Source organism: Streptomyces sp. NPDC058221 (assembly GCF_042882365.1).
Classification (GTDB): Bacteria; Actinomycetota; Actinomycetes; order Streptomycetales; family Streptomycetaceae; genus Streptomyces.
Map to the genome: position 1 here is coordinate 1 of NZ_JBHVWF010000080.1, position 23,247 is coordinate 23,247.

The following is a 23,247-nucleotide window of genomic DNA, read 5'->3' on the forward strand; positions in this document are numbered from 1 at the left end:
GGCTGCTCCGGGCCGCCGGACCGGTGGCCGGCCGGCGGCTGCTGATCACCGGGGCGAGCGGGGGCGTCGGCCACTACGTCACCGAGCTGGCGGCGTCCTCGGGCGCGGCGGTGACGGCGGTCAGCTCGACGCCGGAGCGCGGCGCCCGGCTGCTGGACCTGGGCGCGGCCGCCGTCGTGACGTCACCCGCCGGGGCCGGCGGTCCGTACGACATCGTCCTGGAATCGGTGGGCGGCACCTCCCTGCCCACCGTCCTGGCCCGGCTCGCCCCGGGCGGGCTCCTGGTCTGGTTCGGCCAGGCGAGCCGCACCCCGGTCACGCTCGACTTCTTCGACTTCTTCAAGGGCCCGGCCCAGGCCCGTATCGCCCACTTCGACTACACCGTCGCGGACACGACGTACGCCGCCGACCTCGCCACCCTGGTCCGGCTGGTGGCCGGGGGGCGCCTCCACCCGGAGATCGGCTCGGTGCGCGACTGGGCCCGCACCGCCGAGGTCATCGAGGACATACGGGGGCGACGGGTGCGGGGGAACGCGGTGCTGACGGTGGGGTGAAGGGTCTCCAGAAGTCACCACCGACTCTTCGCCAACTCTCGCATTCAAGCGTAAAGTTCTCCCCAAGTCGTACGGAACGACCACACTGACACCGGGGGGACTTCAGTGATCAGAGTTCTGCTTGCCGAGGACATGCTCATGCTTCGCAGAGCGCTCGCCTCTCTTCTGGAGCTTGAACCCGACATCGAGGTCGTGGCCGAGACCGACAACGGCGATCAGGTGGTCCCGCTGGCACTCGCCTGCCGGCCCGATGTGGCCATCCTCGACATCGACATGCCGGGGATCGACGGGATCGAGGCCGCAGCCCGGCTCCACGAGGAACTGCCGGAATGCCGGACCGCCATCCTGACCACCCTGGGACGGCCCGGAAATCTGCGCCGGGCGCTGGCGGCGCACGCCTCGGGATTCCTGCTCAAGGACACCGATCCGGACCGTCTGTCCGCGGCGATCCGCGAAGTGGCCGCCGGCGGGCGGGTGGTCGACCCGGAGCTGGCGCTCAACGCCCTGCAGAACGGCGAGAGTCCGCTCAGTTCGCGGGAGACGGAAGTGCTGAGGCTTGCCGCCCAGGGCGAGGACGTACCGGCGATCGCCCGCAAACTCTTCCTGTCCGCGGGCACCGTGCGCAATTACCTGACGTCGGTCGTGACCAAGCTCAATGCCCGGAACCGGATGGATGCGGTTCGGATCGCCCGGGAGTCCCAGTGGCTGTAGGCCCGTCCCCGCCGGCCAGCGCGGACAGGGCCACGGCCAGCTCGAAACAGCCGTCGGGGCGTTCACCGGATTCGAGCCTGCCGCCGAGCGCCGCGGCCCGTGCCGCGAGGCTGCTCAGGCCGTTCCCCCCGGAGGCGCCGGGCACCTCGGCGAAGTGCGCGGCCCGTATATCCCTGAGGCCGTCGTTGACGAGGGAGAGGCGCACCGTTCCGGTGTCCTTGTCGGCGGCCGCCTCGATCACACAGTGCTGGGCCTTGCTGTGGCGCAACACATTGGTGACGCCTTCGCGCAGCACGGTGGCCAGGACCAGGTCCACCGACGGTGTCACCGAACCCACCGCCACCCGCACCTCGACGTGGATGCCGACCGCACGCAACAGCGATGCAGCGGCCGGGACTTCGCGGTCCAGGGTCACCCGTAGATAACTTCCGGCCACCGAGCGGACTTCTCTGAGTGCCTGCCGGGACGCCTGCACGATCTCGGTGATCTCGGTCTCCGCGCGTTCCGGATCGAGCCTGACCAGGCGGTGCACGAGTTCGCATTTGAGGGTGATGGAGGAGAGGCTGAAGCCGAGCAGGTCGTGCAGGTCGCGGGCGAACCGCACCCGCTCCTGGGCGAGCGTCATGCGGACCAGTTCGTCACGGGCGGACTGCACCTCGTTGATGAGACCGGACAGACGGCTCAGCCCGTACAGTACGAGGCCGGTGATCACGGTGGCCACGGTGTTGTACGCGAGGTCCTCCGCCCCGTATCCGACGCCGAACTGCACTCCCCCGGTCGCGGCGACGATCAGGGCGAAGGCGATCCAGGCCGGCTTCGGTCGCAGCCGCAGCAGGCAGGAGGCGGCGAGGAACCCGGGCATACCGAGCCAGGCGGCACCGAAGAAGCTGAACGGGACGAAGGTGACGACCGTCTGGATGCTCAGGGTGAGCCTGTACCGGTCGGCGACCCGGGGTATCCGGGCGGGGAACGAATGGCAGAGCTGAAGGCAGAACAGGAACAGCATCAGGGCACCGAACCCGGCGAGCCCCAGCGCCCCCAGCCCGCTGCCCACCGCGTAGGTGAGGGCTACGCCGAGGAAGCAGAGAATGACCACGGTGGTGATGACGGCGGCCAGCCTCGGAGCCAGTTCATCGTTGCTGACGGGTCTCGAGTGCACCGGTACAGCTGTGGACCATGGGCGGGACCATCGCATAAGTAACCCCCACTCGAATGCGATTTCGCTCAGGGGTGCAGCATAGGTCGGCACTCGGTGGACTGGCGGAAAACCACCGACTTCGCGCCCACAGAACCCGGTTCACACGGGTTGCTCCATGGATGTCCCGCCGGGTTCCCCGAGCGGAGGGGCCGGAAATGCAGACACCACGAACTCGCCGACTCCCGGCTCCGCCCGCCAGTCGAGTCCGAATGCGAGGGCCGCCGTCTCGGTGTCGCCGAAGGCCAGCGCGCACGGGCCGAGGCCCATGGCCGTGGCCACCAGGTACAGCGTCTGCTGGAGCGCTCCCACCTCCTTGAGCAGCGCGGTGTAGGCCGTACCCCGGTAGGCGGCGGCAGCCCGGTCGTAGCGGGCGGTCATGGTGATCAGCACCGGGGGCTCCTGGCTGATGCCGGCGTGCGTCCTGGCCTCGGCGAGCAGGCCGTCCACCTGCTCCGGCCCGGTGTCCAGGGGCAGCAGCACATGGTCGTGCGGGTCGTAGTGGTACACCCCGCGCAGCACGTCCCCGCCGCCGGACACGACGAGGTAGAGCTCCAACGGGTAGCGCGAGCCGAGGCTCGGGTAGGGCCGCCGCCCGGACGGGCCGACCCCTGCCGACCGGTGCAGGAGTTCGCCCAACTGGGCCAGGGACAGGGGCCGTACGTCGTCCGGGCGCACCGAACGCCTGGCCGCCAGCACCTCACTGAGGCTGGGATCACGCTCGGCCGCCGGGCCGGGGGCGAGCCGCGGCAGGGCGATGGCCCGGCCGTGTCCGGTGTGGCCGGCCGGCCGGTCGTGTGTGCCGGCGGACCCTGCGACGCCGCCCACCTCCTCGTCGTGCGCACCGGGCCTGCTGCGCTGGTGGACGAGCAGTTCCCGCGGCGACCAGTGCTCCAGCGAGGCGTCCTGGTCCTCGGCGAAGGTGACGTCCACGCCCTCGCTCCCGGGGGTCCCGCGCACCAGCATTCCGGCGCTCTCCAGATAGCCGACCGCGAGGGCCGCTTCAGCCGGAGGCCAGCCGAGCAGCTCGGCCATATCGCGCATCCGCGTGGGCCGCGTGTAACAGCTGAGCAGCAGCCCGGCCTGCGGGGTGTGCAGAAGCACCCGGTGCGCGGACAGCGGTGACTCCATCAGCCACCCCTCGTCGCCGTCCCCTGCCCGCAGGGTCGCGAAGCGGGAGAGGCGGTGCACGGTCTCCGGAGCGGGCCGCACGGGCGTGAACCGTGCCCGCGAGGCCATGGGCACCACGGTCAGGTGGTGCGTGCCGTCCGCGAGGGCGAGCGTGCGCACGACCACGTGCTGGAGCGCTTCGAGCACGGCCCGGAACGCGTCGTATTCGGTGCCGTGTTCGGCCGCCGCGGTGCCGTCGGTGAACCCCGGCAGCACGTTGTCGAGCGAGACGGGGCCATAGGTCATCCGCTCCAGCGCCCGCTCGACCGCGGGCCCGCCCGAGTCGAGTCTGGTCTCTCCGTACGGGGTGCTGACCAGGCCGGCGCCCGGTACGCGCCGGAATCCGCAGTCCTCGCGCAATGACCACAGCGGGATGAGGTGCGACGGGGGTGAGACGGACTGAGCGGCGGAGTTCATGACAGGGCCTCGGGGGGACGGTGCGACGGGGGTGGGGACGTCACAGGAAGAGCGGGATCGGGTTGAGATCCTCGTAGCGGACCGGAGTGGCGCGGCGGCCCAGCCGGACCGGCACGTCGTAGAGGCGGCCCGGGCCGAACCGCGTCCAGAACGGGCGCAGTCCCGGGACCAGGACCTTGACCACCGGGAGACCGGTGTCCGCGCGGGTCTGGTCGAGCACCAGGAGTTCGCTGCCGAGGGAGCGGGCCAGCCGGTCGGCCTCGGCCACGTCCTCGGCCAAGTCGGCGCGCGGAGTGTAGGGGAAGTGCGCGGGGGTGCGGGCGTCTCCGGTGGTGCTGGGCAACAGATACGGCTGATTCTCGACGGTGGCCGTCTGCCACCAGGACAGCGCGGCGGGGTCGTCGCAGCTGTATCCGGTGGCGTCGGCCTGTACGACCGGCGGCAGCATCTGGTTGAGCTCGGCCACCGCCCGGCGCAGGGCGATGCGGGGGTCGAAGTGCGCGCCGAATCCGAGAGCGATGTCCTGGGCCGGCCTGTCGGTCCGCCGCGAGAGCGCGGCGAACACCGGGACGCCGAGGTCACTGGTGAGGTCGAGCACCCAGAGCTGCCGGCCGAGTTCGCGGTGCCCGTCGAGGGTCTGCCGGATCCAGGGGTCGGCGAAGGCGTCCAGATCCACCCCGGGCTGCCGGGTGCGGTTGTACCACCACAGGGCCACCGCGTCGCGCTCGACCAGTTCCAGGAAGCCCTGGACGACGGCGTCCTCGCGTGAACTTCCGGCCGCCGAACCGTTGGAGGTGGCGGCGAAGGGGCGGCTGTCCCCGGGGGCGTCGTAGTAGAGCATCGCGGTGGGAACCAGCCGCTGCCGGCCCTCGGACAGGGACCACACGGGGGTCCAGTCGACCGGGGCGCCTTCGTCGAAGGGCTCGCAGATCCGGTGCGCGGCACTGTGTTCGGCGTTCCACCGCGCACGGTCCTCGTACTGGCGGGGGTGGAAGAGCTGGACGGTGTCCGGGTGCACGGCGCGGTCGGCGACCTCGCGGTAGGAGGCCCGCACGGTGGGCTCGTCCCCCTGGAAGTAGCCGCTGTGCCGCTCGACCGCCTCGCAGAGCGCGCTGACCGTCGCCTGGGCCTCGGTGGCTCCCTTGCCGGAGCTGTGGCTGCGCAGCCCGCTGCGGACGGCGGCCAGGCCGGTGGGTGCGGCGGCCGGATTGTGCCCGGAGTGGAAGCAGTTGAGGAAGTCGGGCCCGCGGGTGTCGCGGCGGATCTCCTTGACCACTCCTGTCAGTGCGTCGACGAGGTGCCCATACCGGTCCAGCATCTCCTGCGTGGTCAGCGACCGCTCGCCGGTGCCGGTGCCGGTCTTGGTCCGGCAGACGGGCTCGAAGGGCGCTGTGACCTGCCGCCCCATCAGGTCCGGATCGCCGCAGGCCGGGCACTGGGGTCTGCGGCGTACCGGATGGTGCCGGCCCGTCAGGGTCAGCGGGTCGAGGGTCCACAGCGCGCCCTGGCCGGAGTGACGCTGGCCTGCCAGCCATTTGACGGCCTCCAGGCAGGCCAGGTGCAGCCCGGCGGTACGGCCGGCCACGAGGCCCGACGGCGGGGTGTCGACGGGGCGTCCGAGGGTCCGCCCCAGATACGTCTCGGCGGGACGGTTGCGGCGCAGCGGCTCGGCCAGGCAGTGCCAGCAAGGGCCCCTGTCCGGAGTGAGAACGGGTCCGATCCAAGGCTGGTCTCCGACCAGCCGGACGAGCAGCCAGGGCGTCCCGGCGGCGCGGTACCGGGCGTCCAGGGCGGCGAGCTCGGGGTGGAGGTAGTTGTCACAGATCACCACGGCGAACGCCGGGGGCTCCGGGTCCTCGCCCGGCCGGTGCGGCCGCAGGCCGTCGGCGGCGAGCGCGGCCGTCATCTCGGAGACAGCCGCGCACGACTGCGGGCCGACCCCGGCCACCGCGACCGTGGCACCCGCGGTCCGGCTGGTCGCCGTCCGGCCGTCCATACCGGCCAGTTCCCAGAACGCCTCGTCCGGGCGGCTGCCGGCCTCGGCCTCCCGGTGAGCCAGCAGACCGGAGTCCAGGAGCCGGCCGACGGTCTCCCGCACCTGCGCCGGGGAGAGCCCGGCGGGCGCCTCGTCGGCCAGCTGGTCCAGGCCGCGGGTGCCGTCCAGCAGGGGGGCGAGAGCCATGACGCCGGCGCCGCGCAGCACGGTCACGCCACGCTCGGACACCAGGAACACCCCTTCGCCCGGCACCGCCTCGACGGTCAGGTGCTGCTTGAAGGCCAGTCCCGGTGTGGCGCGCTCCGTGTTCACCATGTCCGTTCCCCCCAGTCCTCTGCGATCTGCTGCCGGCCACTGCTCGTCGGGTCGTCCCGCCCGGGTCACTCCGCGGCGTGGGTCACCGACCAGCAGATGCAGGTGCCGGGCTGGAACGGCTCGTCGGCCAGCCGGGCGAAGTCCTCGATGACCAGTCCGTCCACCGCGGAGGTCTCGGTGGCGGCGGAAACGTTGGTGGCGGCGGTGAAGTTCATGTCGGCCCTTCCTGGACAGTCGGTGTGCGTTCCGTCGAGAAGAAGTCTTCCGCCGCGGAGGAAGGGCCGACAGTGCCGGTGTCACCGGCTCGGCATGAAGTTCTCATGGTGGCCGGCGGCAGGATTCACACCTCCTGGGCCGCGTCGGGGGCGAGGGCCATGCCCGCGGTCAGCGTGCTGCCGTCGTCCGGGTCGATGAGCAGGAAGGAACCGGTACGCCGCAGCTCGGCGTAGCCGTCCAGAGCGAGGGGTTCGGCGGTACGCACCACGATCCGGCCGATGTCGTTGGCTTCGAGTGCGCCCGGCCCCGGGCGTTCGGTGAGGTCGTGCAGGTCGAGCCGGGAGCCGATCTCCTCGACCACCGCCCGGACGGTACGGGTGGTGTGTCTGAGAAGCACCCGCTGACCGGCCCGCAGCGGCCGGTCGGTCAGATGGCAGACGGTTCCCCGTACCCGCCGGGTGATGCGGGGCGCGGCGGCGGCCGGGGCCAGGAGGTCGCCGCGGGCGATGTCGATGTCGTCCGCGAGCCGTACCGTCACCGACTGCGGCGCCCACGCGGCCGGGGCCGCCCCCGCCGGAGTGTCGATGGCCTCGATGACGCTGCCCCGCCCGGACGGGAGCACGGTGACCGGGTCGCCGACCCGCAGCACTCCCGAGGTGAGCTGGCCCGCGTAGCCCCGGTAGTCGGGGTGTTCCGCGGAGCGCGGCCGGATGACGTACTGAACCGGGAGCCGGGCCGGTTCGCTGCGCGGGTCGGCTCCGGTGGGCACCGTCTCCAGATGCTCCAGGACGGTGGGTCCGGCGTACCAGTCCATGCGGTCCGAGGGGCGGACGACGTTGTCGCCGTCGAGTGCCGAGACCGGGATCGCGGTCACGTGGCGGACGTCGAGCGCTGCGGCGCACGCGGCGAACTCGGCGGCCGTGGCCGCGAAGACCTCTTCCGAGCAGCCGACCAGGTCCATCTTGTTGACGACGAGGACCAGCCGGGGGATGCGCAGGAGCGCGGACACGGCGAGATGGCGGCGGGTCTGCTCCACGATCCCGTAGCGGGCGTCGACGAGGATCAGGGCGAGGTCGGCGGTGGAGGCGCCGGTGACCATGTTGCGGGTGTACTGCACATGGCCCGGGGTGTCGGCGAGGATGAAGCGGCGCCTCGCGGTGGCGAAGTAGCGGTAGGCGACGTCGATGGTGATGCCCTGTTCGCGCTCGGCCCGCAGCCCGTCGGTCAGCAGCGCCAGGTCCGGCGCCTCCTGGCCCCTGTTGCGGGACACGTGCGCGACCGCGTCCAGCTGGTCGGCGAGGACCGACTTGGAGTCGTGCAGAAGCCGGCCGACCAGGGTGGATTTTCCGTCGTCCACTGAGCCGGCGGTCGCGAACCGCAGCGTTCCGGCGTTCGTTCCGGTGATGTCCATGGCTAGAAATAGCCCTCCCTCTTGCGGTCTTCCATGGCGGCCTCGGAGAGCTTGTCGTCCGCGCGGGTGGCGCCGCGCTCGGTGAGGCGGGAGGCGGCGATCTCGGTGATCACGGCGTCCACGGTGTCGGCCGTCGACTCCACGGCCCCGGTGCAGGACATGTCCCCGACGGTGCGGTAGCGGACCTGCTTGAGCTGGACACGCTCGTCGCCACGGGGCCCGCCCCATTCCCCGGGGGCCAGCCACATGCCGTCGCGGGCGAAGACCTCGCGCCGGTGGGCGTAGTAGATCGCGGGCAGTTCGATGCCCTCGCGGCGGATGTACTGCCAGACGTCGAGCTCGGTCCAGTTGGAGATCGGGAAGACCCTGACGTGTTCCCCCGGTGCGTGCCTGCCGTTGTACAGGGACCACAGCTCGGGGCGCTGGCGGCGCGGGTCCCAGGCGCCGAACGCGTCGCGCAGGGAGAAGACCCGCTCCTTGGCGCGGGCCTTCTCCTCGTCGCGCCGGCCGCCGCCGAACACCGCGTCGTAGCGCTGCGTGGAGATGGCGTCGAGCAGCGGGACGGTCTGCAGCGGGTTGCGGACACCGTCCGGGCGCTCGCGCAGCCGGCCGTCGGCGATGAAGTCCTCGACGCGCGCCACGTGCAGCCTCAGCCGGTACCGGGCCACGGTGCGGTCGCGGTGGTCGAGGACCTCGGGGAAGTTGTGGCCGGTGTCGACGTGCAGCAGTGCGAAGGGCACGGGGGCCGGCGCGAAGGCCTTGACCGCCAGATGCAGCATGACGATGGAGTCCTTGCCGCCGGAGAAGAGGATCACCGGCCGCTCGAACTCCCCCGCGACCTCACGGAAGATGTGCAGGGACTCCGCCTCGAGCGTGTCGAGGTGTGACAGGGCGTAGGGCTGCGGGGCCGGCGCGGGCGCGCGGCCGGTGGTCAGCGCGGTCATGCCAGCCCCCTCTCGGCGAGCAGGGCGAGGACCGAGGCCGCCGACCTGTCCACCGGCTCCGTGTGCGATTCGATCCTCAGGTCGGGGGCCAGGGGCTCCTCGTACGGGTCGTCCACACCGGTCAGACCGCTGATCTCGCCGGCGGCCCGGCGGGCGTAGAGCCCCTTGACGTCGCGGGTGGCGCAGACGTCCACCGGAGCCGCGACATGGACTTCCAGGAACGCGGTGCGGCGCTCCCGGTGCAGGGCGCGCACCAGTTCGCGCGAGTCGGCGTACGGCGCGATGACCGGGACCAGGACGGTGATGCCATTACGGGCGAGGACCTGGGCGGCGTGACCGATCCGCTCCACGTTGCGGTGCCGGTCCGCACGCGAGAAGCCGAGGCCGGCCGAGAGTGTGCGGCGCAGTTCGTCGCCGTCCAGGACCTCGGCCCGGCGGCCGTCGCGGGCCAGCAGTCCGGCGACGGCGCGGGCGATGCTGGTCTTGCCCGAACTGGGCAGTCCGGTCAGCCAGACGGTCGATCCGGGGTAGCACGTGCAGGGGGGAGGGACCGGCTCCTCGGGGCCGGGGTCCACGGCGGTGCGGCCGGTGGCGGGGGCTGTCGTCAGCAGGGTCACATCGTGCTCCATTCTCGGACGGCGGCCGTCAGCAAGCGCTGGGCCTGCCGGAATTCGGCCGCGTGCAGGTGTTCAGCGGGTGTGTGGTCCAGGCTCGCGTCACCGGGGCCGTAGGCGACCATGGGGACGCCGTGCCACGTGGTGGCCAGGGTGTTCATATCGCTACTGCCCTTCTTCAGCAGATAGCGGGGCCTCAACTCCTCCGCTCGGAAGGCCCGTTGGAATGCCCTGACGAGCGGGCTGGTGCGCGGCGTCGTCACCCCGGGGGTGGCCCGCAGCACTTCGGTCCGGACGGGTTCCGAGACTGCGGCCCGCACCGCTTCAAGCAGCGCGTCCACCTCGTGGCCGGGCGGGAGCCGGACATCGACCACGGCCTCCCCGGCCTGTACATCGCCCTGGTTCAGGGCGCGTACCCCCAAGGTCGCGGTGAGCGCGTCGGGGGCGGTCTCGGCGACCGCGGTACGCACGGCGGTGAGCGCCTCCACCAGTCGGTCGCCGGCCGTGCGGACGCCCTCGCCGGCGGTGTGCCCGACGCATTCGCGGGTGTGCAGCCGGACCTTGATCAGGCCGTAGTAGCCGAGGGTGAGTGCGGCCGCGCCGCTGGGCTCTCCCACGATCACCGCATCGGCCGGGTAGGCGTCGCGGGCGTGGAAGGCACCGGCTGCGGTGACCTCCTCCTCCACCGCTCCGACCACCCGCAGCTCGACGCCCTCGGGCGGCTCGTAGTCGGCCAGGGTCTGCAGGAAGGTCACCAGGCTCGCCTTGGCGTCGACCGAGCCGCGGCCGGAGAGCACCTCGTCGTCCCAGCGGACCGGCCAGCGGTGGGGCACGGTGTCCAGGTGGCCGAGCATCAACAGCCGCCGGTCCCCCGCCCCCTTGGTGGCCACCAGGTTCCCGGCGGCGTCGATCTCGCTCTTGAGCCCCTTGTCCTCGCACCATTCGGCCAGGAAGGAGGCGAGCTCGCGTTCGTCGCGGGAGACGGAGGACAGCTGCACCGCGCGGGAGAGCAGGGTGAGGTCGGGGGCCGGTGCGGTGGCTCCCCAGAACCGGGTGGACGCCGTCGTGGACACCGTGTGCGGTCCGGTGATGGCTGTGTCGAAGGGGCCGCTCATGGCGATCTCGGCCGCCCTGACCTTCTGTCGCATCCGGCCCTTGGCGTACGGGCCGCCCTCCCCCTCGCCGAGGTGGCGCAGGGTGCTGGTTGGGTCCGCGGGGTCGGCGAGCAGGCCGGCGGTCCCGGTCACCAGGCGCAGGTGGTCGGCGTTCAGGGCGCGGGCCAGCTTCGCCGCGAGGACGTCGGCGTCCACGTTGAGCGGCGTACCGCCCTCCGCGTCGGCGACCGGCGGGGAGAGACAGACCACGTCGAAGGCGTCGAGCAGTGCGTTGATCCGTGGGACGTCCACGGCGGCGACGGAGCCGGCCCGGTGGTCGCGGACCAGCCTGGTGCGGCCGTTGTCCCGCACCCGCAGAGGCCCGTTGACGGTCGCCGTCACCAGCGAGCCGCCGCGGGCCGTGGCCGCGAGGACCGACAGGCCCCGGCGGGTGAACTCCCGCTCCACCAGGGGCAGGGTCACCTCTTCGTACGCGGCGACGATATGCCGCATCTCCTCGGGCGGGCAGTAGCGGATCTCATCGCCGCCGCGGGAGACGAGCGTGCGCATCTCGCGCCCGGTGCGCCGGTAGTGCTCGGCGATGCCGGCGGCTCCGCCGGCGACGACGAGCAGCCGGGCGCCGCGGCGGCGCAGGTCGAGCAGTTCGTCGAAGACGCTGCTGTGCGACAGTGTCGCGCTGCCCAGCTTGACCACGTAGAGCGCGGCCTTGTGCGAGCCGGCGACTTCCCCCAGGGCTGCCATGTGCGAACTCCTTCGGATGCAGGGGCGGATGACGGGACCGGGCGTGCCACGTCGGGTGGCGGAGCCGGTGGTGCCGCGTTGGGTGCGGGTGGGTCAGCCGATGCCGCGGGTGTTGCCGCCGTCCGCCACCAGCACGCTGCCGGTGACGAACGCGGCCTGTTCACTGGCGAGGAAGGCCACCAGGGCTCCGAGATCCTCGGCCCTGCCGATCCGGCCGAGCGGCAGACCGGCCGCGACCTCGGCGAGCCGCTCCTCGACCTGGTCGCCGTACTGGATGTCGAGGATCGGGGTGCGGTGGAAGCCGGGTGCCAGGACGTTGACCGTCACTCCGGACGGGCCCAGGGCCTCGACGAGCCCCTTGGCGAAGCCGAGGACGCCGAGCCTGGCCACCGAGGAGAGCCCGCTGCCCGGATGGGGCTGGCGTACCGACTCGGATGTGATCATGACGATCCGGCCCCAGCCGGAACGGCTCAGATGGGGCGCGGCGGCCAGCGACAGCGCGATGTGCGGCAGCAGGTTGTCGTTCACCGCCTCCCGGTACTGGGCCACCTCGAAGTCCTCGACCGGACCGAAGGGCACCCCTCCGGAGTTGGTGACCACTACGTGCAGGGCGCCGAACGCCGCGGCGGTGTGCCGCACCCAGCCGGCGGCGGCCTCCTCGTCGCGCAGGTCCACCACCCGGCTCAGCACCCGGCCGGTGCCCGAGGCGTCCAGCTCCTCGTGGGCGGCCGCCAGCCGGCCGGGGTCGCGGCCGCAGATCGACACATCGGCGCCTTCGGCGGCGAGCACCTTGGCCACGGCGAGCCCGATGCCGCTGCTGGAGGCCGCCACCAGCGCCGCCCGGCCGGCCAGTCCCAGGTTCACCGGATCTCACCCGGCCACAGCGGCCGGAACAGCGGCTCGTCCGGGCGGGCCTCCCGGGCCGCGGTCCGGGACGGCACGGCTCCGGAGGACCCGGACCGCCCGTTGCGGGGCGCTTGTGCGGCCGGCCCCTGCCCGGGTGTCCCGGAGCCGCCACCGGGACGGGTGGGCACCAACGGGTATCCGTACCGCGCCAGGAGGGGCAGTGCCGGGCCGGTGGCCGCCGCGATCGCGGCGGCGGGCAGGGCGATGCGCCAGCGGTCGTCGGGACGGATCCTGGTCACCCCGCGCCGCAGCCGGTCCGGGTTGCCGGTGACGGTGTGGTTGACGCCGAGCGGGATGCAGCCGTCCTCACCGACCGGCGACTCGTCGTCCAGGCCCGCGAAGCGCATCACCTCGGCCACCAGCTCCCGGGGCCGGGCACAGAGGTCTTCGTGCCTGATCCGCAGATACCGCTCCCCGGCCGCCCTGCCGACGAGCTCGGAGGCCAGGTTGAACGCCGTCCAGTACCCGCTGGAGCGGGCCGGGGACATCGGGTCGATGTACTCCTTGGCGGTGCTGTAGGAGAGAGCGGTGGCCCGCGGGTCCCGCACGATGTGCAGCACCCGGACGTCGAGGTCGTCGCGGCCGAGCAGCGCCGCCGCCTCCGCCGGGCACTTGGAACCGTCCACCACCAGCCGGCCGGCTCCGTGCGCCGCCAGCCGCCGGTAGACGGCGGCCGACCCGTCGACCAGCTGGGCGACACCGGCCGCCGCGGACCGCTCGCCGAGCGCCTCGGCCAGCCGGGCACGTGTGTGCCGGGTGCGCATCAGCCGCCGCTGGAGCTCCGGGACCCGGTGGGCCCCGGCCCCGGCGGGAAGTGCCGCGAGGCCCTCGGCCCACACGGGGCACTCGGTGAGCGGCTGACCGCAGCCGCAGGTGGAGTTGGTGCCGGTGCCCAGCACGCCGTTCTTCCACAGGAAGTGCAGCTCGCCGATGTGGCGGACGTCGGGGAGCTCGTTGAGGACATTGCCGAGCAGGGTGCTGCCGCTGCGCATCCATCCGGTGATGTAGAGGACGCGGGCAGGGGTACCGGTCATGCTGGGGAATCCGTTCGTCGGCTGTCGGACGCCTGGGCCCGGCTCGCCCCGGCGCAGGTGTGGATCGGTCGGAGGCCTCGCACGGCTCAGTCGCTGGTCAGCAGCAGGAAGTGCTGCGGGAGGTGGATGGCGAACCCGATCCGGCTGCTCGCCTCGACGACATCGGTCCCGTCCGGCCCCTGGCCACGGAGCAGCGTCAGCGAGGCGACCCCCGGCACCAGGAGGGTGGCGGCTGCCCGGAAGTCGCCGAGCAGCACCTGGCCACGCGGGATCATCCTGGTGCGCGAGACGGTGATGCCGGCCGCTCCGAGCTGACCGAGCACGCCGGCCCGGACGAGCTCCCAGTAGGTGAAGGGGTGCACGACGATGCCGTCGCAGGAGCCGCCGGTCTCCTCCACCTCAGCCGCCGCCTCGGTGATGGACGCGTACACGTCGTCGCCGAGGCTGCCCGTGCGTATGCCGGGCAGGTCGAGCAGACCGGTGACGGCCTTGTCGTCACTGCCGTGCAGCAGGGTCTGGTTCTCCACCACCGACAGCCGGACCAGGACCCGGTAGTCGATGAAGGAGGCGAGCAGCGCCGGCTCGTCGAGCAGCCCGGCCGGCAGCGGCACCCGCACCTTCAGATCGGTGAGCTCGGCGCGCTCGACACGGGAGGTGAAGGACCCTTCCGGGGTGCTCGCGTACGACGTGCCCGAGGCGGCGTGGGCGGCGGCCGGCTCGTGTACGAAGGGCACCGGCGCGTCGGCGACCGACGCCGTCTTCAGCAGGTGCCGTACGGCATAGCGGGGGCGGGTGGCGAACAGCGGGAACACGGCCGGGAGATGGGCGCGGAAAGGGACCACGCGGTCCTCTCCGGCGCCGGTTCCGCGTACCGACCAGGCGAACTCCTCGCCGGGCGACCGCTCGGCGAGGCCCGGGTCGGCGAGCTGGATCTGGACGCCCTGCGTTACTGCCGAAGAAGCGGTGGCTGCCAGCATAATTTCTCCCTGTATAACTCCGGAGTGACCTTGACTTGCATCGACATTAGGACGCCCTCGCGCATTTCAGGGAAATATCTGGCTGCCGTTTATTATGAGCTGAATAAGTCGCGGTGATCCTCCGTTCAGGAGACTCGCATACGCCGGGCATGAAAATTTCATACACATACCGTGACCAGCGCCGTGGCGGCACGAAACCGGCCGACTCTAGGGTGGGTGCAGCTTCACCGAATGTCGATCGGAACGACCAGTGGACGGGGTGGGAGAATGCGTCACGACTTGCAGATAAATCGCCTGAGAGCGTTGGTGGCCGTGGTCGAGCACGGCGGATTCCGGCGGGCCGCGGAGGCCCTCCACATCACCCAGCCCGCGGTGAGCCAGCAGATCCGCCAGCTGAGCGGCTTCATCAAGGGGCCGGTCTTCGCCTCCACCGGGCGGGAGATGCGGCTCAGCCCGCAGGGTGAGGAACTGCTCGCATACGCCCGCCGCATGGTGACGCTGAACGACGAGGCCGTGGGCCGGTTCGTGCCCGAGGCCGGTCACACGCTCCTCTCGGTCGGGGTGACCAGCCAGCTCGCCGAGGTACTGCCCGAGTTCCTGCGGCTGATGAACCGGGGGCTGCCCCAGGTCCAGCTCCGGGTCAGGACCGGCGGGAGCGAGGCGCTGGCGCAGCAGCTCAGCACCGGCCAGCTCGACGTGGCGCTGCTGCTGCAGGCCGGCCCCCTCGCACCGGGCACCCAGGACGTGGAGCTCGGCCGGATGCGGATGGCCTGGTTCGGCCGGCCCGCCATCGGCGAGCGGGATGTCCTGCCGCTGGCACTGTTCCCCGACCCGTGCACGCTGCGCGGCCGGGTCGGGGAGGTCCTGGACGACGCGGGCGTCCGCTGGCGGATCGCCTATGAGGGGCCCGAGCTGATCGGTCTGCGTTCGGCCGCCAAGGCGGGTCTCGGGATGACCTGCCTGGTCGAGAACAGCGATGAGCTGTGGGGGCTGACCCCGGCCGCGCGACCCGACCTTCCGGCGCCGCCGGACCCGCTGCCGGTGACGCTCGCGCTGACGCCCGGCGCCACCCCCGAGGGCTTCGCCAGGATCGCGGAGAAGGCGTTCCGGCGGGCGCTGCAGGGCTATCCGCTGGTCACCGGCGCTCCGGACGGGCACACGGACGCCACCGCCGGTGCGGCGCTCACCGCCGGGCCGGCCGCGCTCACCGGCTCCCCGGCCTGAGCACGTTCACCCTTCACGGAATTCTGTGCCGCATAAGCAGCCGGATTCGATTCCATTCGGACCGTTCATGAAGGCGCACTCGGAACAAAGAAATCCGGGGATACAGTCGGCCGGGATCACCGTTCAGAAGATTCTACAGACGAGGAAAATGCCATGCCGCAGACACTGACCGCCACCGAATGCCTCGAATGCGACGCCGAGGTCCCCTGGGAGAGCGACGCCCGAATAGGCGAAATCGTCGAGTGCCCCGAATGCCGCACCGAGCTGGAGATCGAATCGGTCGAGCCGCCGCGGCTGGCGCTCGCTCCCGAGGTCGAGGAGGACTGGGGCGAATAGGAAGAGCCGGCTGCGAACAAGGGAAGGGAGAGAAAGACGATGAGTTCCGCGACACTGCGGCTCGGTGTCCTCGCATCGCGGGTCCGCTTCGAGGAGAAGGCCATCCTGACGGCGCTGGAGAGGCGTGGCGTCGCTTGCGAACAGATCGACCCGCGCTCGCTGTCGGTCCGGGCGGGCGTCCCCCGGCCCGGACCGCAGGCCGTGCTCAACCGGGAGATCGGCCACTACCGGGCGCTGTACGCGGCGTCCGCACTGGAATCGGCCGGCGTGAGGGTGCTCAACAGCGCCGCCGCCGCGGCCGTGTGCGGTGACAAGTGGCAGACCTCGGCCGCGCTGGTCGCCCAGGGGCTGCCGACGCCCGAGACCACCCTCGCGCTGACCCCGGAAGCGGCGCTCGAAGCCCTGGAGGAGTTCGGCTACCCGGCCGTGCTCAAGCCGCTCGTGGGGTCGTGGGGGCGCCTGGTGACCCGGGTCACCGGCCCCGAGATGGCAGCGGCGGTACTGGAACACCTGGCCGCCATGCCGTCCCCGCAGTCGCACATCGTCTACGTACAGCGCGAAGTCCCCAAGCCCGACCGCGACATCCGGGTCCTGGTGGTGGGCGGACGGGCCGTCGGAGCCACGTACCGCAGAAGCGACCAGTGGCGCACGAACGTCGCCCGCGGCGCGGTCAGCGAACGCTGCCCGCTCGACTCCGACCTCACCGGGCTCGCCGTGAGCGCGGCCGGCACCGTCGGGGCGCAGATCGCCGGCGTGGACCTGCTGCAGGACCCGGACGGCCGGCTGACCGTACTCGAAGTCAACGACCGGGTGGAGTTCCGGGGGCTGCAACAGAGCCACGGAACGGACATCGACGTGGCGCAGTCCATGGCGGAGCTGCTGATCAAGGAGGCACAGGCATGATCCGGGCAGCCGTCGTGGGCGCGGCGGGCTACATCGGCGGTGAACTGCTGCGCCTGCTGATCAGCCATCCACAGGTGGACGTCGTCCGGGCCACGTCGCGCACCCTGCGCGGACGGCCGGTCGACAGCGTCCACCCCAATCTGCGCGGCCGCACCCGGCTCACCTTCTCCTCCGAGGACCAACTCGGGCACTGCAACGTGCTGTTCCTCGCCACACCGCACCGCGAGACCATGCAGCGGATGCCGGAGCACCTGGCAGCGGCGGACGTCGTCATCGATCTCTCGGGTGACTTCAGGCTGCGGGACACCGCCGCCTACGAGGACTACTACGGCACCCCGCACGAGGCTCCGGAGCTGCTTCCCACCTTCACTCAGGGGATCCCCGAGTTCCACCGCGCGGAGCTCAGAACCGCCGACAGGATCTCCGTGCCCGGCTGCATGGCCACCGCGGGCATCCTCTCACTGTCCCCGCTGGCCGAAGCAGGGCTGATCCGCGGCGACATCACGGTGGACGCCCGGACCGGCTCCAGCGGCTCCGGCGCCAAGGCCGGCTCGGAGAATCTGCATGCCGAACGGAGCGGCGCACTGCGGGTGTTCGCGCCGACCCGGCACCGGCACGAGGCCGAGATCGCCCAGGCGACGCGGCACACCGTCCGGATGACGGCCACCGGCATCGAGGCGGTCCGCGGAGTGCAGCTGCTCTGCCGGGCCGCGCTGGCCGACGGCGTGGACGAGCGCACCATCCGGGCCGCCTACCGGTCCCGCTACTCCGCCGAGCCCTTCGTCCGGGTCGTCGCCGCCCGCCGCGGGATGCACCGGTTCCCGGACGCCAAGATCCTCTCCGGATCCAACTTCTGCGATGTCGGCTTCGCCCTGGACCGGGGTGCCTCCACCGTCACCGTGATCGCGGCCCTGGACAACCTCGTCAAGGGCGGCGCGGGCAACGCCGTGCAGTGCATGAACGTGCGCTTCGGCGAACCGGAGGAGCGCGGACTGGAATTCACCGGCCTCCATCCCAACTGACCCGCACCACACAGCCGGACGCCCTCCGCCGGATCAGCCCTTCGAACCGGCCGACCGCGCCTCCCGAAAGGACCACGCATGAGCAGCACGCCACTGCTGTACGGCACCCCGCCGCCGGACGGAACGACCGCCGACCGCTCCGCCCCCGTCGGCCCGTACGGGGCCGGTGTCCCACTCCGGGGAGACGATCTGTCCGAGATCACCACCCGGATCAGGGAGCGCATCGTGACGATGTGCGCGACCCCCGAGGGCGGCCATCTGGGCGGCTCGATGTCGCTCGTGGAGATCCTGTCCGTCCTCTATTTCAGGGTGCTGCGCCACGACCCCCGCTTCCCGGGGCTCCCCGATCGCGACGTGCTGCTGCTGAGCAAGGGACACGGCGGCATCGGCCTGTTCGCGACGCTCTGCGAGGCCGGGTACTTCCCGGCCGAGGAGCTCGCCGGCTACGCCCGTCCCGGCAGCCACTTCACGGCCCATCCGCACCCCGGGATCCCCGGGGTGGAGATGCCCTCCGGCTCCCTGGGCCATGGTCTGGCCGTGGGCGTCGGCTACGCACTCGCCCACCGGCTCGACCGGACCGCCCGCCGCTGCTTCGTGGTGATGGGCGACGGCGAACTCCAGGAGGGCTCGGTGTGGGAGGCCGCATCGGTCGCCGCCGCCCACCGGCTCGGCGGCCTGACCGCGATCGTGGACCGCAACGGACTGCAGATCAGCGGGTCCACCGAGACGGTCGGCGCACTCGAACCACTGGCCGACCGCTGGCGCGCCTTCGGCTGGCGCGTCCTGGAGGCGGACGGCCACGACGTCGACGCCCTCACGGCCGCGCTGGCCCCGGCGAACGACACGGACCGGCCCACCGTACTGATCGCGCACACCGTCAAGGGCAAGGGCGTCGCTCCGATCGAGGGTCAGGCGCGCAGCCACTTCGCCCGGCTCGGACGGCGCCAGGAGCAGCAGCTCCTCAAGGCGCTGCGCGCGGATTCGGGAGCCAGGCGATGAGCACGGTCACCGCGGCCCCGCCCGCGGAGTCCCGCTCGGCCCGCGAGGTCTACCGCGACGCGGTCGCCGCGCTCCTGCCCGTACAGGAAAGGCTGGTCGTCCTCGACAGCGACACCGGACTGTTCGGCGGCGTCGACTTCGGCACCGGTGCGGAGCGCTACGTCAACATCGGCATTGCCGAGCACACCCTGGTGGGCGCGGCCGCCGGTCTCGCCCGCGAGGGACGCATTCCGCTGGTCAACACCATGGCGGCGTTCGCCTCCTCCCGGGCCCTGGAGGCCGTGAAGCTGGACATCGCGCTCGGGAACCTGCCGGTGCTGATAGCCGCGACCCACTCGGGAGTGTCGGCCGGCCACCTGGGCCCCACCCATCACGCCCTGGAGGACCTGGCGACGCTCCGCGTCCTGCCCAACATGACCGTGGTGGTGCCCGGTGACGCGGCCCAGACCGAGGAACTCCTGCGCCAGGCGCTGGCTCTGGACGGGCCCGTCTACTTCCGTCTCGGCCGGGCCGCCACCCCTGCCCTGCCGGCGGCCGGGCCGCCGCAGCTGGGCAAGGCCCAGATCCTGCGCCGCGGGACGGACATCACGCTGGCCGCCTGCGGTCCCTACCCGGTCCTGGCGGCCCTGGAAGCGGCCGGAATCCTCGAACGGGACGGCATCTCGGCGAGTGTGCTGCATCTGCACACCGTCAAGCCTCTGGACACCCCGGCGCTGCTCGACGCCCTGGGCGACCAGCAGGCGCTGATCACCGTGGAGGAGCACTGGGGGGCCGGCGGGTTCGGCTCCGCGGTCGCCGAGGAACTCAGCGCGGTGCGGCCGGTCCAGGTCCACCGGATCGCGATGCCGGACGCCTTCGTCCCGGTGGCCGGCAGTCAGCGGCTGCTGCTCGAACAGGGCGGTATCTGCGCCGAGTCCGTCGCGGAGCGGGCCCGCCGCACACTCAGCACGTCTCAGGGAGGCACCCGATGAGCACGACACGGCAGCACGGCGCCGTGCTGGAGCCCGGCGCCGCCGGTCCGGCCGCCGCCTACCGCGCGGCGGGCTGGTGGCGGGACGAGACCGTACTGCACGACCTGCGCCGCTGGGCCGCTCTCAGCCCCGGCAAGGCCGCCCTGGTCTGCTACTCCGGTGCCGAGGCGCAGACCGTCGGCTACGCCGAACTCGCCCGCCGGGTGGACCGGCTCGCGGTCGGACTCCTCAGGCTCGGGGTGCGGCCGGGCGAGGTGGTGACCCTGCAACTGCCCAACTCCTGGGAACTGGTGGCGCTCTGCCTCGCCTCGGCCCGGATCGGCGCGGTCGCCGGCCCCGTGGTGCCGACCATGCGCCGCCGCGAGGTGGAGTTCATGACCCGGCTCACCGCCAGCCCGGTCTACATCGGCGCCGCCGAGGTGCGCGGCTTCTCCTACGACCGGATGAGCGCCGAGGTGGCCCGTGCCGTGCCCACCCTGCGTCACCGGGTGATGCTGGGTGGGGACGGGGGCGCCGGACACCCGGGCGATGCCCTCGACTTCACCGCCGACCTCTACGCCCCCGAGCCCGAGCCGGAACTGCTCGCCGCGCTCGACGGGCTGGAGGCCGGGCCCGACGACGCCGCCCAGATCATGTTCACCTCCGGCACCACGGGCGAGCCCAAGGGGGTGGTGCACAGTCACAACACCCTGTACTCGATGAATCTGGCCCAGGCCGCGACCCTCGGCCTGGGCGGTGACGAGGTCACCGCGATGGGCTCGCCCACCACCCATCAGGCCGGTTTCACCTGGAACTTCGTCATGCCGCTGCTGCTGGGTGCAACCGCGGTCCAGGTGGACAGGTGGGACGCGGCACAGATGCTGCGCATCCTCCAGGAGCAGCGGGTGACCTTCTTCATGGGTGCGCCCACCTTCCTCTCCGACCTGATCGACGCCCAGCGCGGGACACCGCACGACCTCTCGGCGCTGCGGAGCTTCGCCACCGGCAGCGCGCCGATAGCCCCGACGCTCGTGGAGGACGCCGACGAGGTGCTCGGCTGCCGGGTCTACGCGCTGTGGGGCATGACCGAGAACGGCTGTGTCACGGTCACCCGTCCCGGCCAGCCGCCGCTGCGGGCGGCCGAGAGCGACGGCACCGCGGTACCCGGCATGGAGGTGCGGATCTCCGCCCGGGACGGCAGCCCGGTGCGGCCCGGCGAGACCGGCCGGCTCCAGGTGCGCGGCTCCGCACAGTGCCTGGGCTACTTCCGTCGCCAGGAGGTGTACGAAGCCTCGGTCACCGCCGACGGCTGGTTCGACACCGGCGACCTCGCCCGGGACGACGGCCACGGCGGAGTGCGCATAGCGGGCCGGCTCAAGGACATGATCGTGCGCGGCGCCGAGAACATACCCGTGGTCGAGGTGGAGGGCGCCCTGCTGCGCCACCCCGCCGTCAAGGACGTCGCGGTGGTGGGCTACCCGGACCCGCGGCTCGGCGAGCGTTCCTGCGCCTTCCTGGTGACCACCGACCCCGGCCTGGGGCTTGCCGCCCTGCGCGATCACCTGGCCGGGCTCGGCATGACGAAGACGTACTGGCCGGAACGGGTGGAACAGCTCCCCGAGCTGCCGCGCACCCCCTCCGGAAAGATCCAGAAGTTCGCTCTGCGCGAGCTCCTGCAGACCTGAGGACCCCGGAGATCCGAGAGAAGGAAGCACAGCTCCATGGATTTCACCTTCGCCCCTTCCGAGAACGAACTGGCCAAGAGAGTCGCCGAGTTCGCCGCCGAGAAGATCGCCCCGCACCGCCGGGAGCAGGACCGCGCCAGCACCTACCGCGCCGGACTGTTCGCGGACCTGAGTGCCGCGGACCTGTTCGCGCTGCGCATCCCCGAGCAGTACGGCGGCCTCGGCCTCAGCGCCGTCAGCGCGGGCATCGCGCTGGAGCAGCTGGCGGCGGCCGACCTCTCGGTGTGCTTCCCGGTGCTCAACGCCGCGCTCATCGGCGGGGTACTCGCCGACAACGGTGAGCCCGGCCAGCTGGCGGCCTGGCTGCCGCCGATCGCCCGCGGTGAGTCCCTGGTCGCCCTCGCGCTGACCGAGCCCGACCACGGGACGGACGCGGCCGGCATCCAGCTGCACGCGCAGCCGGACGGCGACGGCTGGCTGCTCACCGGTGAGAAGACCTCGATCATGATCGCCGCTCATGCCACCCACGCGCTGGTGTTCGCCCGCACCGGCGGGGCGGGCGCCCGCGGGATCAGCGCCTTCTACACGGCGCTGGACGACGAGCGGGTGCACCGCGAGCAGCTGACCGATCTCGGCTGCAAGGCCGGCGGCCGGGGACGGCTGGTCTTCGACGGTCTGCGGGTCGGACCGGCGGACCTGGTGGGCGAGACGGGCGGCGGCTTCGCCGCGGTGATGCGCGGCTTCGGAGTCTCCCGGGCGCTGATCGCGCTGATGGCGATCGCGGTCGGCAGTGCCGCTCTGGACGAGGCGTACGCACACGCCACCCGGCGGACCGCTTTCGGCCGGACGATCGGGCAGTTCCAGTCGGTGTCGTTCCCGCTGGTGGAGCACACCACCCTGCTGCACGCGGCACGCCTGGTCTCCTACGAGGCGCTGTGCCTGGCGGACCGCGGCGAGGATCCCCGTATCCCGTCGAACATGGCCAAGTGGTGGGCGCCCAAGGCTGCGGTCGAAGCCACCCACCAGGCGCTGCTGACCATGGGGCACCAGGGCTGGAGCGAGGACGGTCCGGTCGCCCAGCGGCTGCGGGACGTCATCGGTCTGCAGCTCGCGGACGGCACCGCCGCGGCGACCAAGCTCACCGTGGCCCGGCTCCTGCTGGGCAAGGAGAACGCGCCGTGAGCGCCCGGCGGTGCGGCACGCTCCACCGGTCAGCCGGCCGGGGCCGCTGTTTTCAGTCCCTCCCGGTAGACCTGCATCTTGGAGCGGGTGCCGCACACCGCCATGGAGCACCAGCGGCCGGAGCGGTTGCGCGCCCGGTCGTAGAAGGCCCACTCGCAGCGGTGGTCGTGGCAGCACTTCAGCCGCTGCCAGGTGCCGTCCCGGGCCGCCTCGACGACGATGCCGAGGACCTGGCCGAGCAGGCCCGCCACTCCGCTGCGGCCGGGACGCAGCCCGGGCAGGCCGTCGGTGCCGAAGGCGAGGACCAGCGGGCTGTCGCCGGCGATGCGTTCGACGGCGGCGCGGGCCGCCGGCGCGGGTTCGCCGCCGTTGTTCTCCCGGAGCAGGGCGCGCAGGGCTTCGCGCAGCTCGACCGCGGTCCTGCGGTCGGACTCGGTGACCTCACCGGTTTCCCGGAGCCCGCCGCTCGCCTCCATCCAGCGCGCGAGCCCCCCGGCCGTGGCGAACTCGTCCGGCCCGAACTCCACATTGACGCTGTTGACGAACGACTGCACCAGGGCGAGCCGGCCGGGGGCCACCTCGCGGTCGCCCGGCTGCCGTACCGCCCGTGATTTTCCGGTCATCCAGCAG

22 protein-coding genes are annotated in these 23,247 nt (G+C 72.2%); 10 read left to right on the plus strand and 12 right to left on the minus strand.

The annotated features are described in order from the left end of the window. Together ACFVW8_RS23790 and ACFVW8_RS23795 are read left to right on the plus strand one after the other, a co-directional pair. Window positions 1-554: zinc-binding dehydrogenase (locus ACFVW8_RS23790; protein WP_389693163.1), on the plus strand; the 554-nt coding region annotated here is incomplete at its 5' end. A gap of 105 nt (window positions 555-659) precedes the next feature. Further along, the gene (locus tag ACFVW8_RS23795; protein ID WP_389693165.1) at window positions 660-1,265 is read left to right on the plus strand and encodes a DNA-binding response regulator; all 606 of its coding nucleotides are present in this window, start codon (window positions 660-662) and stop codon (window positions 1,263-1,265) included. Here the strand turns inward: ACFVW8_RS23795 and ACFVW8_RS23800 are convergent. The 11 genes from ACFVW8_RS23800 to ACFVW8_RS23850 all read right to left on the minus strand — a co-directional run bounded on the left by ACFVW8_RS23800 (window position 1,207) and on the right by ACFVW8_RS23850 (window position 14,316). Further along, window positions 1,207-2,424: a histidine kinase gene (locus tag ACFVW8_RS23800; RefSeq protein ID WP_389693167.1), complete on the minus strand. Its 1,218-nt coding sequence runs from the start codon at window positions 2,422-2,424 to the stop codon at window positions 1,207-1,209. The two genes, ACFVW8_RS23795 and ACFVW8_RS23800, sit on opposite strands and share 59 nt — an antisense overlap. A 138-nt stretch (window positions 2,425-2,562) precedes the next feature. Then, window positions 2,563-4,047 (minus strand): SagB family peptide dehydrogenase, encoded by a 1,485-nt coding sequence (locus ACFVW8_RS23805; protein ID WP_389693169.1) that lies wholly within the window; start codon window positions 4,045-4,047, stop codon window positions 2,563-2,565. A 40-nt stretch (window positions 4,048-4,087) separates the two neighbouring features. Continuing rightward, window positions 4,088-6,358, minus strand: a complete 2,271-nt coding sequence (locus ACFVW8_RS23810; protein WP_389693171.1) for a TOMM precursor leader peptide-binding protein — start codon at window positions 6,356-6,358, stop codon at window positions 4,088-4,090. A 65-nt stretch (window positions 6,359-6,423) separates the two neighbouring features. Further along, entirely contained in the window at window positions 6,424-6,573 is a 150-nt protein-coding gene (locus ACFVW8_RS23815) for a hypothetical protein (protein ID WP_389693173.1), read from the minus strand. Between the two features lie 125 nt (window positions 6,574-6,698). Next, the gene (locus ACFVW8_RS23820; protein ID WP_389693175.1) at window positions 6,699-7,985 is read right to left on the minus strand and encodes a sulfate adenylyltransferase subunit 1; all 1,287 of its coding nucleotides are present in this window, start codon (window positions 7,983-7,985) and stop codon (window positions 6,699-6,701) included. Window positions 7,986-7,987: 2 nt separating this feature from the next. Continuing rightward, the gene (gene cysD, locus ACFVW8_RS23825; RefSeq protein WP_389693177.1) at window positions 7,988-8,929 is read right to left on the minus strand and encodes a sulfate adenylyltransferase subunit CysD; all 942 of its coding nucleotides are present in this window, start codon (window positions 8,927-8,929) and stop codon (window positions 7,988-7,990) included. After that, window positions 8,926-9,504: an adenylyl-sulfate kinase gene (gene cysC, locus ACFVW8_RS23830; protein WP_389693225.1), complete on the minus strand. Its 579-nt coding sequence runs from the start codon at window positions 9,502-9,504 to the stop codon at window positions 8,926-8,928. Before cysC ends, cysD begins: the two co-directional genes overlap by 4 nt. A gap of 38 nt (window positions 9,505-9,542) precedes the next feature. Further along, a complete protein-coding gene (locus tag ACFVW8_RS23835) occupies window positions 9,543-11,399 on the minus strand; it encodes a M20/M25/M40 family metallo-hydrolase (protein ID WP_389693179.1) in 1,857 nt (618 codons plus the stop codon). 93 nt (window positions 11,400-11,492) lie between these two features. After that, window positions 11,493-12,263 carry an SDR family NAD(P)-dependent oxidoreductase gene (locus ACFVW8_RS23840; RefSeq protein WP_389693181.1) on the minus strand — a complete coding sequence of 257 codons (771 nt, stop codon included), beginning with the start codon at window positions 12,261-12,263 and terminating at the stop codon, window positions 11,493-11,495. Beyond that, window positions 12,260-13,339 carry a sulfotransferase gene (locus ACFVW8_RS23845; protein ID WP_389693183.1) on the minus strand — a complete coding sequence of 360 codons (1,080 nt, stop codon included), beginning with the start codon at window positions 13,337-13,339 and terminating at the stop codon, window positions 12,260-12,262. Before ACFVW8_RS23845 ends, ACFVW8_RS23840 begins: the two co-directional genes overlap by 4 nt. An 86-nt stretch (window positions 13,340-13,425) precedes the next feature. Continuing rightward, entirely contained in the window at window positions 13,426-14,316 is an 891-nt protein-coding gene (locus ACFVW8_RS23850) for a family 3 encapsulin nanocompartment shell protein (protein WP_389693185.1), read from the minus strand. Window positions 14,317-14,583: 267 nt separating this feature from the next. Here ACFVW8_RS23850 and ACFVW8_RS23855 point away from each other — a divergent pair, with 267 nt between their 5' ends. The 8 genes from ACFVW8_RS23855 to ACFVW8_RS23890 all read left to right on the plus strand — a co-directional run bounded on the left by ACFVW8_RS23855 (window position 14,584) and on the right by ACFVW8_RS23890 (window position 22,617). Continuing rightward, window positions 14,584-15,540 (plus strand): LysR family transcriptional regulator, encoded by a 957-nt coding sequence (locus ACFVW8_RS23855; RefSeq protein ID WP_389693187.1) that lies wholly within the window; start codon window positions 14,584-14,586, stop codon window positions 15,538-15,540. 153 nt (window positions 15,541-15,693) lie between these two features. Beyond that, the gene (locus ACFVW8_RS23860; protein ID WP_389693189.1) at window positions 15,694-15,876 is read left to right on the plus strand and encodes a lysine biosynthesis protein LysW; all 183 of its coding nucleotides are present in this window, start codon (window positions 15,694-15,696) and stop codon (window positions 15,874-15,876) included. A gap of 39 nt (window positions 15,877-15,915) precedes the next feature. Next, on the plus strand, window positions 15,916-16,779 hold the full coding sequence (locus ACFVW8_RS23865) for a RimK family alpha-L-glutamate ligase (RefSeq protein ID WP_389693191.1): 864 nt from the start codon (window positions 15,916-15,918) through the stop codon (window positions 16,777-16,779). Further along, window positions 16,776-17,801: an N-acetyl-gamma-glutamyl-phosphate reductase gene (gene argC, locus ACFVW8_RS23870; RefSeq protein ID WP_389693193.1), complete on the plus strand. Its 1,026-nt coding sequence runs from the start codon at window positions 16,776-16,778 to the stop codon at window positions 17,799-17,801. Before ACFVW8_RS23865 ends, argC begins: the two co-directional genes overlap by 4 nt. Before the next feature lie 78 nt (window positions 17,802-17,879). After that, on the plus strand, window positions 17,880-18,800 hold the full coding sequence (locus ACFVW8_RS23875; protein WP_389693195.1) for a transketolase: 921 nt from the start codon (window positions 17,880-17,882) through the stop codon (window positions 18,798-18,800). Next, window positions 18,797-19,771, plus strand: coding sequence for a transketolase family protein (locus tag ACFVW8_RS23880; RefSeq protein ID WP_389693197.1), 975 nt, complete (start codon window positions 18,797-18,799; stop codon window positions 19,769-19,771). The genes ACFVW8_RS23875 and ACFVW8_RS23880 overlap by 4 nt, the downstream gene beginning before the upstream one ends. Continuing rightward, the gene (locus ACFVW8_RS23885; protein WP_389693199.1) at window positions 19,768-21,435 is read left to right on the plus strand and encodes an AMP-binding protein; all 1,668 of its coding nucleotides are present in this window, start codon (window positions 19,768-19,770) and stop codon (window positions 21,433-21,435) included. Before ACFVW8_RS23880 ends, ACFVW8_RS23885 begins: the two co-directional genes overlap by 4 nt. Window positions 21,436-21,471: 36 nt before the next feature. Next, a complete protein-coding gene (locus ACFVW8_RS23890) occupies window positions 21,472-22,617 on the plus strand; it encodes an acyl-CoA dehydrogenase family protein (RefSeq protein WP_389693201.1) in 1,146 nt (381 codons plus the stop codon). Window positions 22,618-22,646: 29 nt separating this feature from the next. Here ACFVW8_RS23890 and ACFVW8_RS23895 read toward each other — a convergent pair whose 3' ends face one another. After that, entirely contained in the window at window positions 22,647-23,240 is a 594-nt protein-coding gene (locus tag ACFVW8_RS23895) for a CGNR zinc finger domain-containing protein (protein ID WP_389693203.1), read from the minus strand. Window positions 23,241-23,247 lie beyond the last annotated feature (7 nt).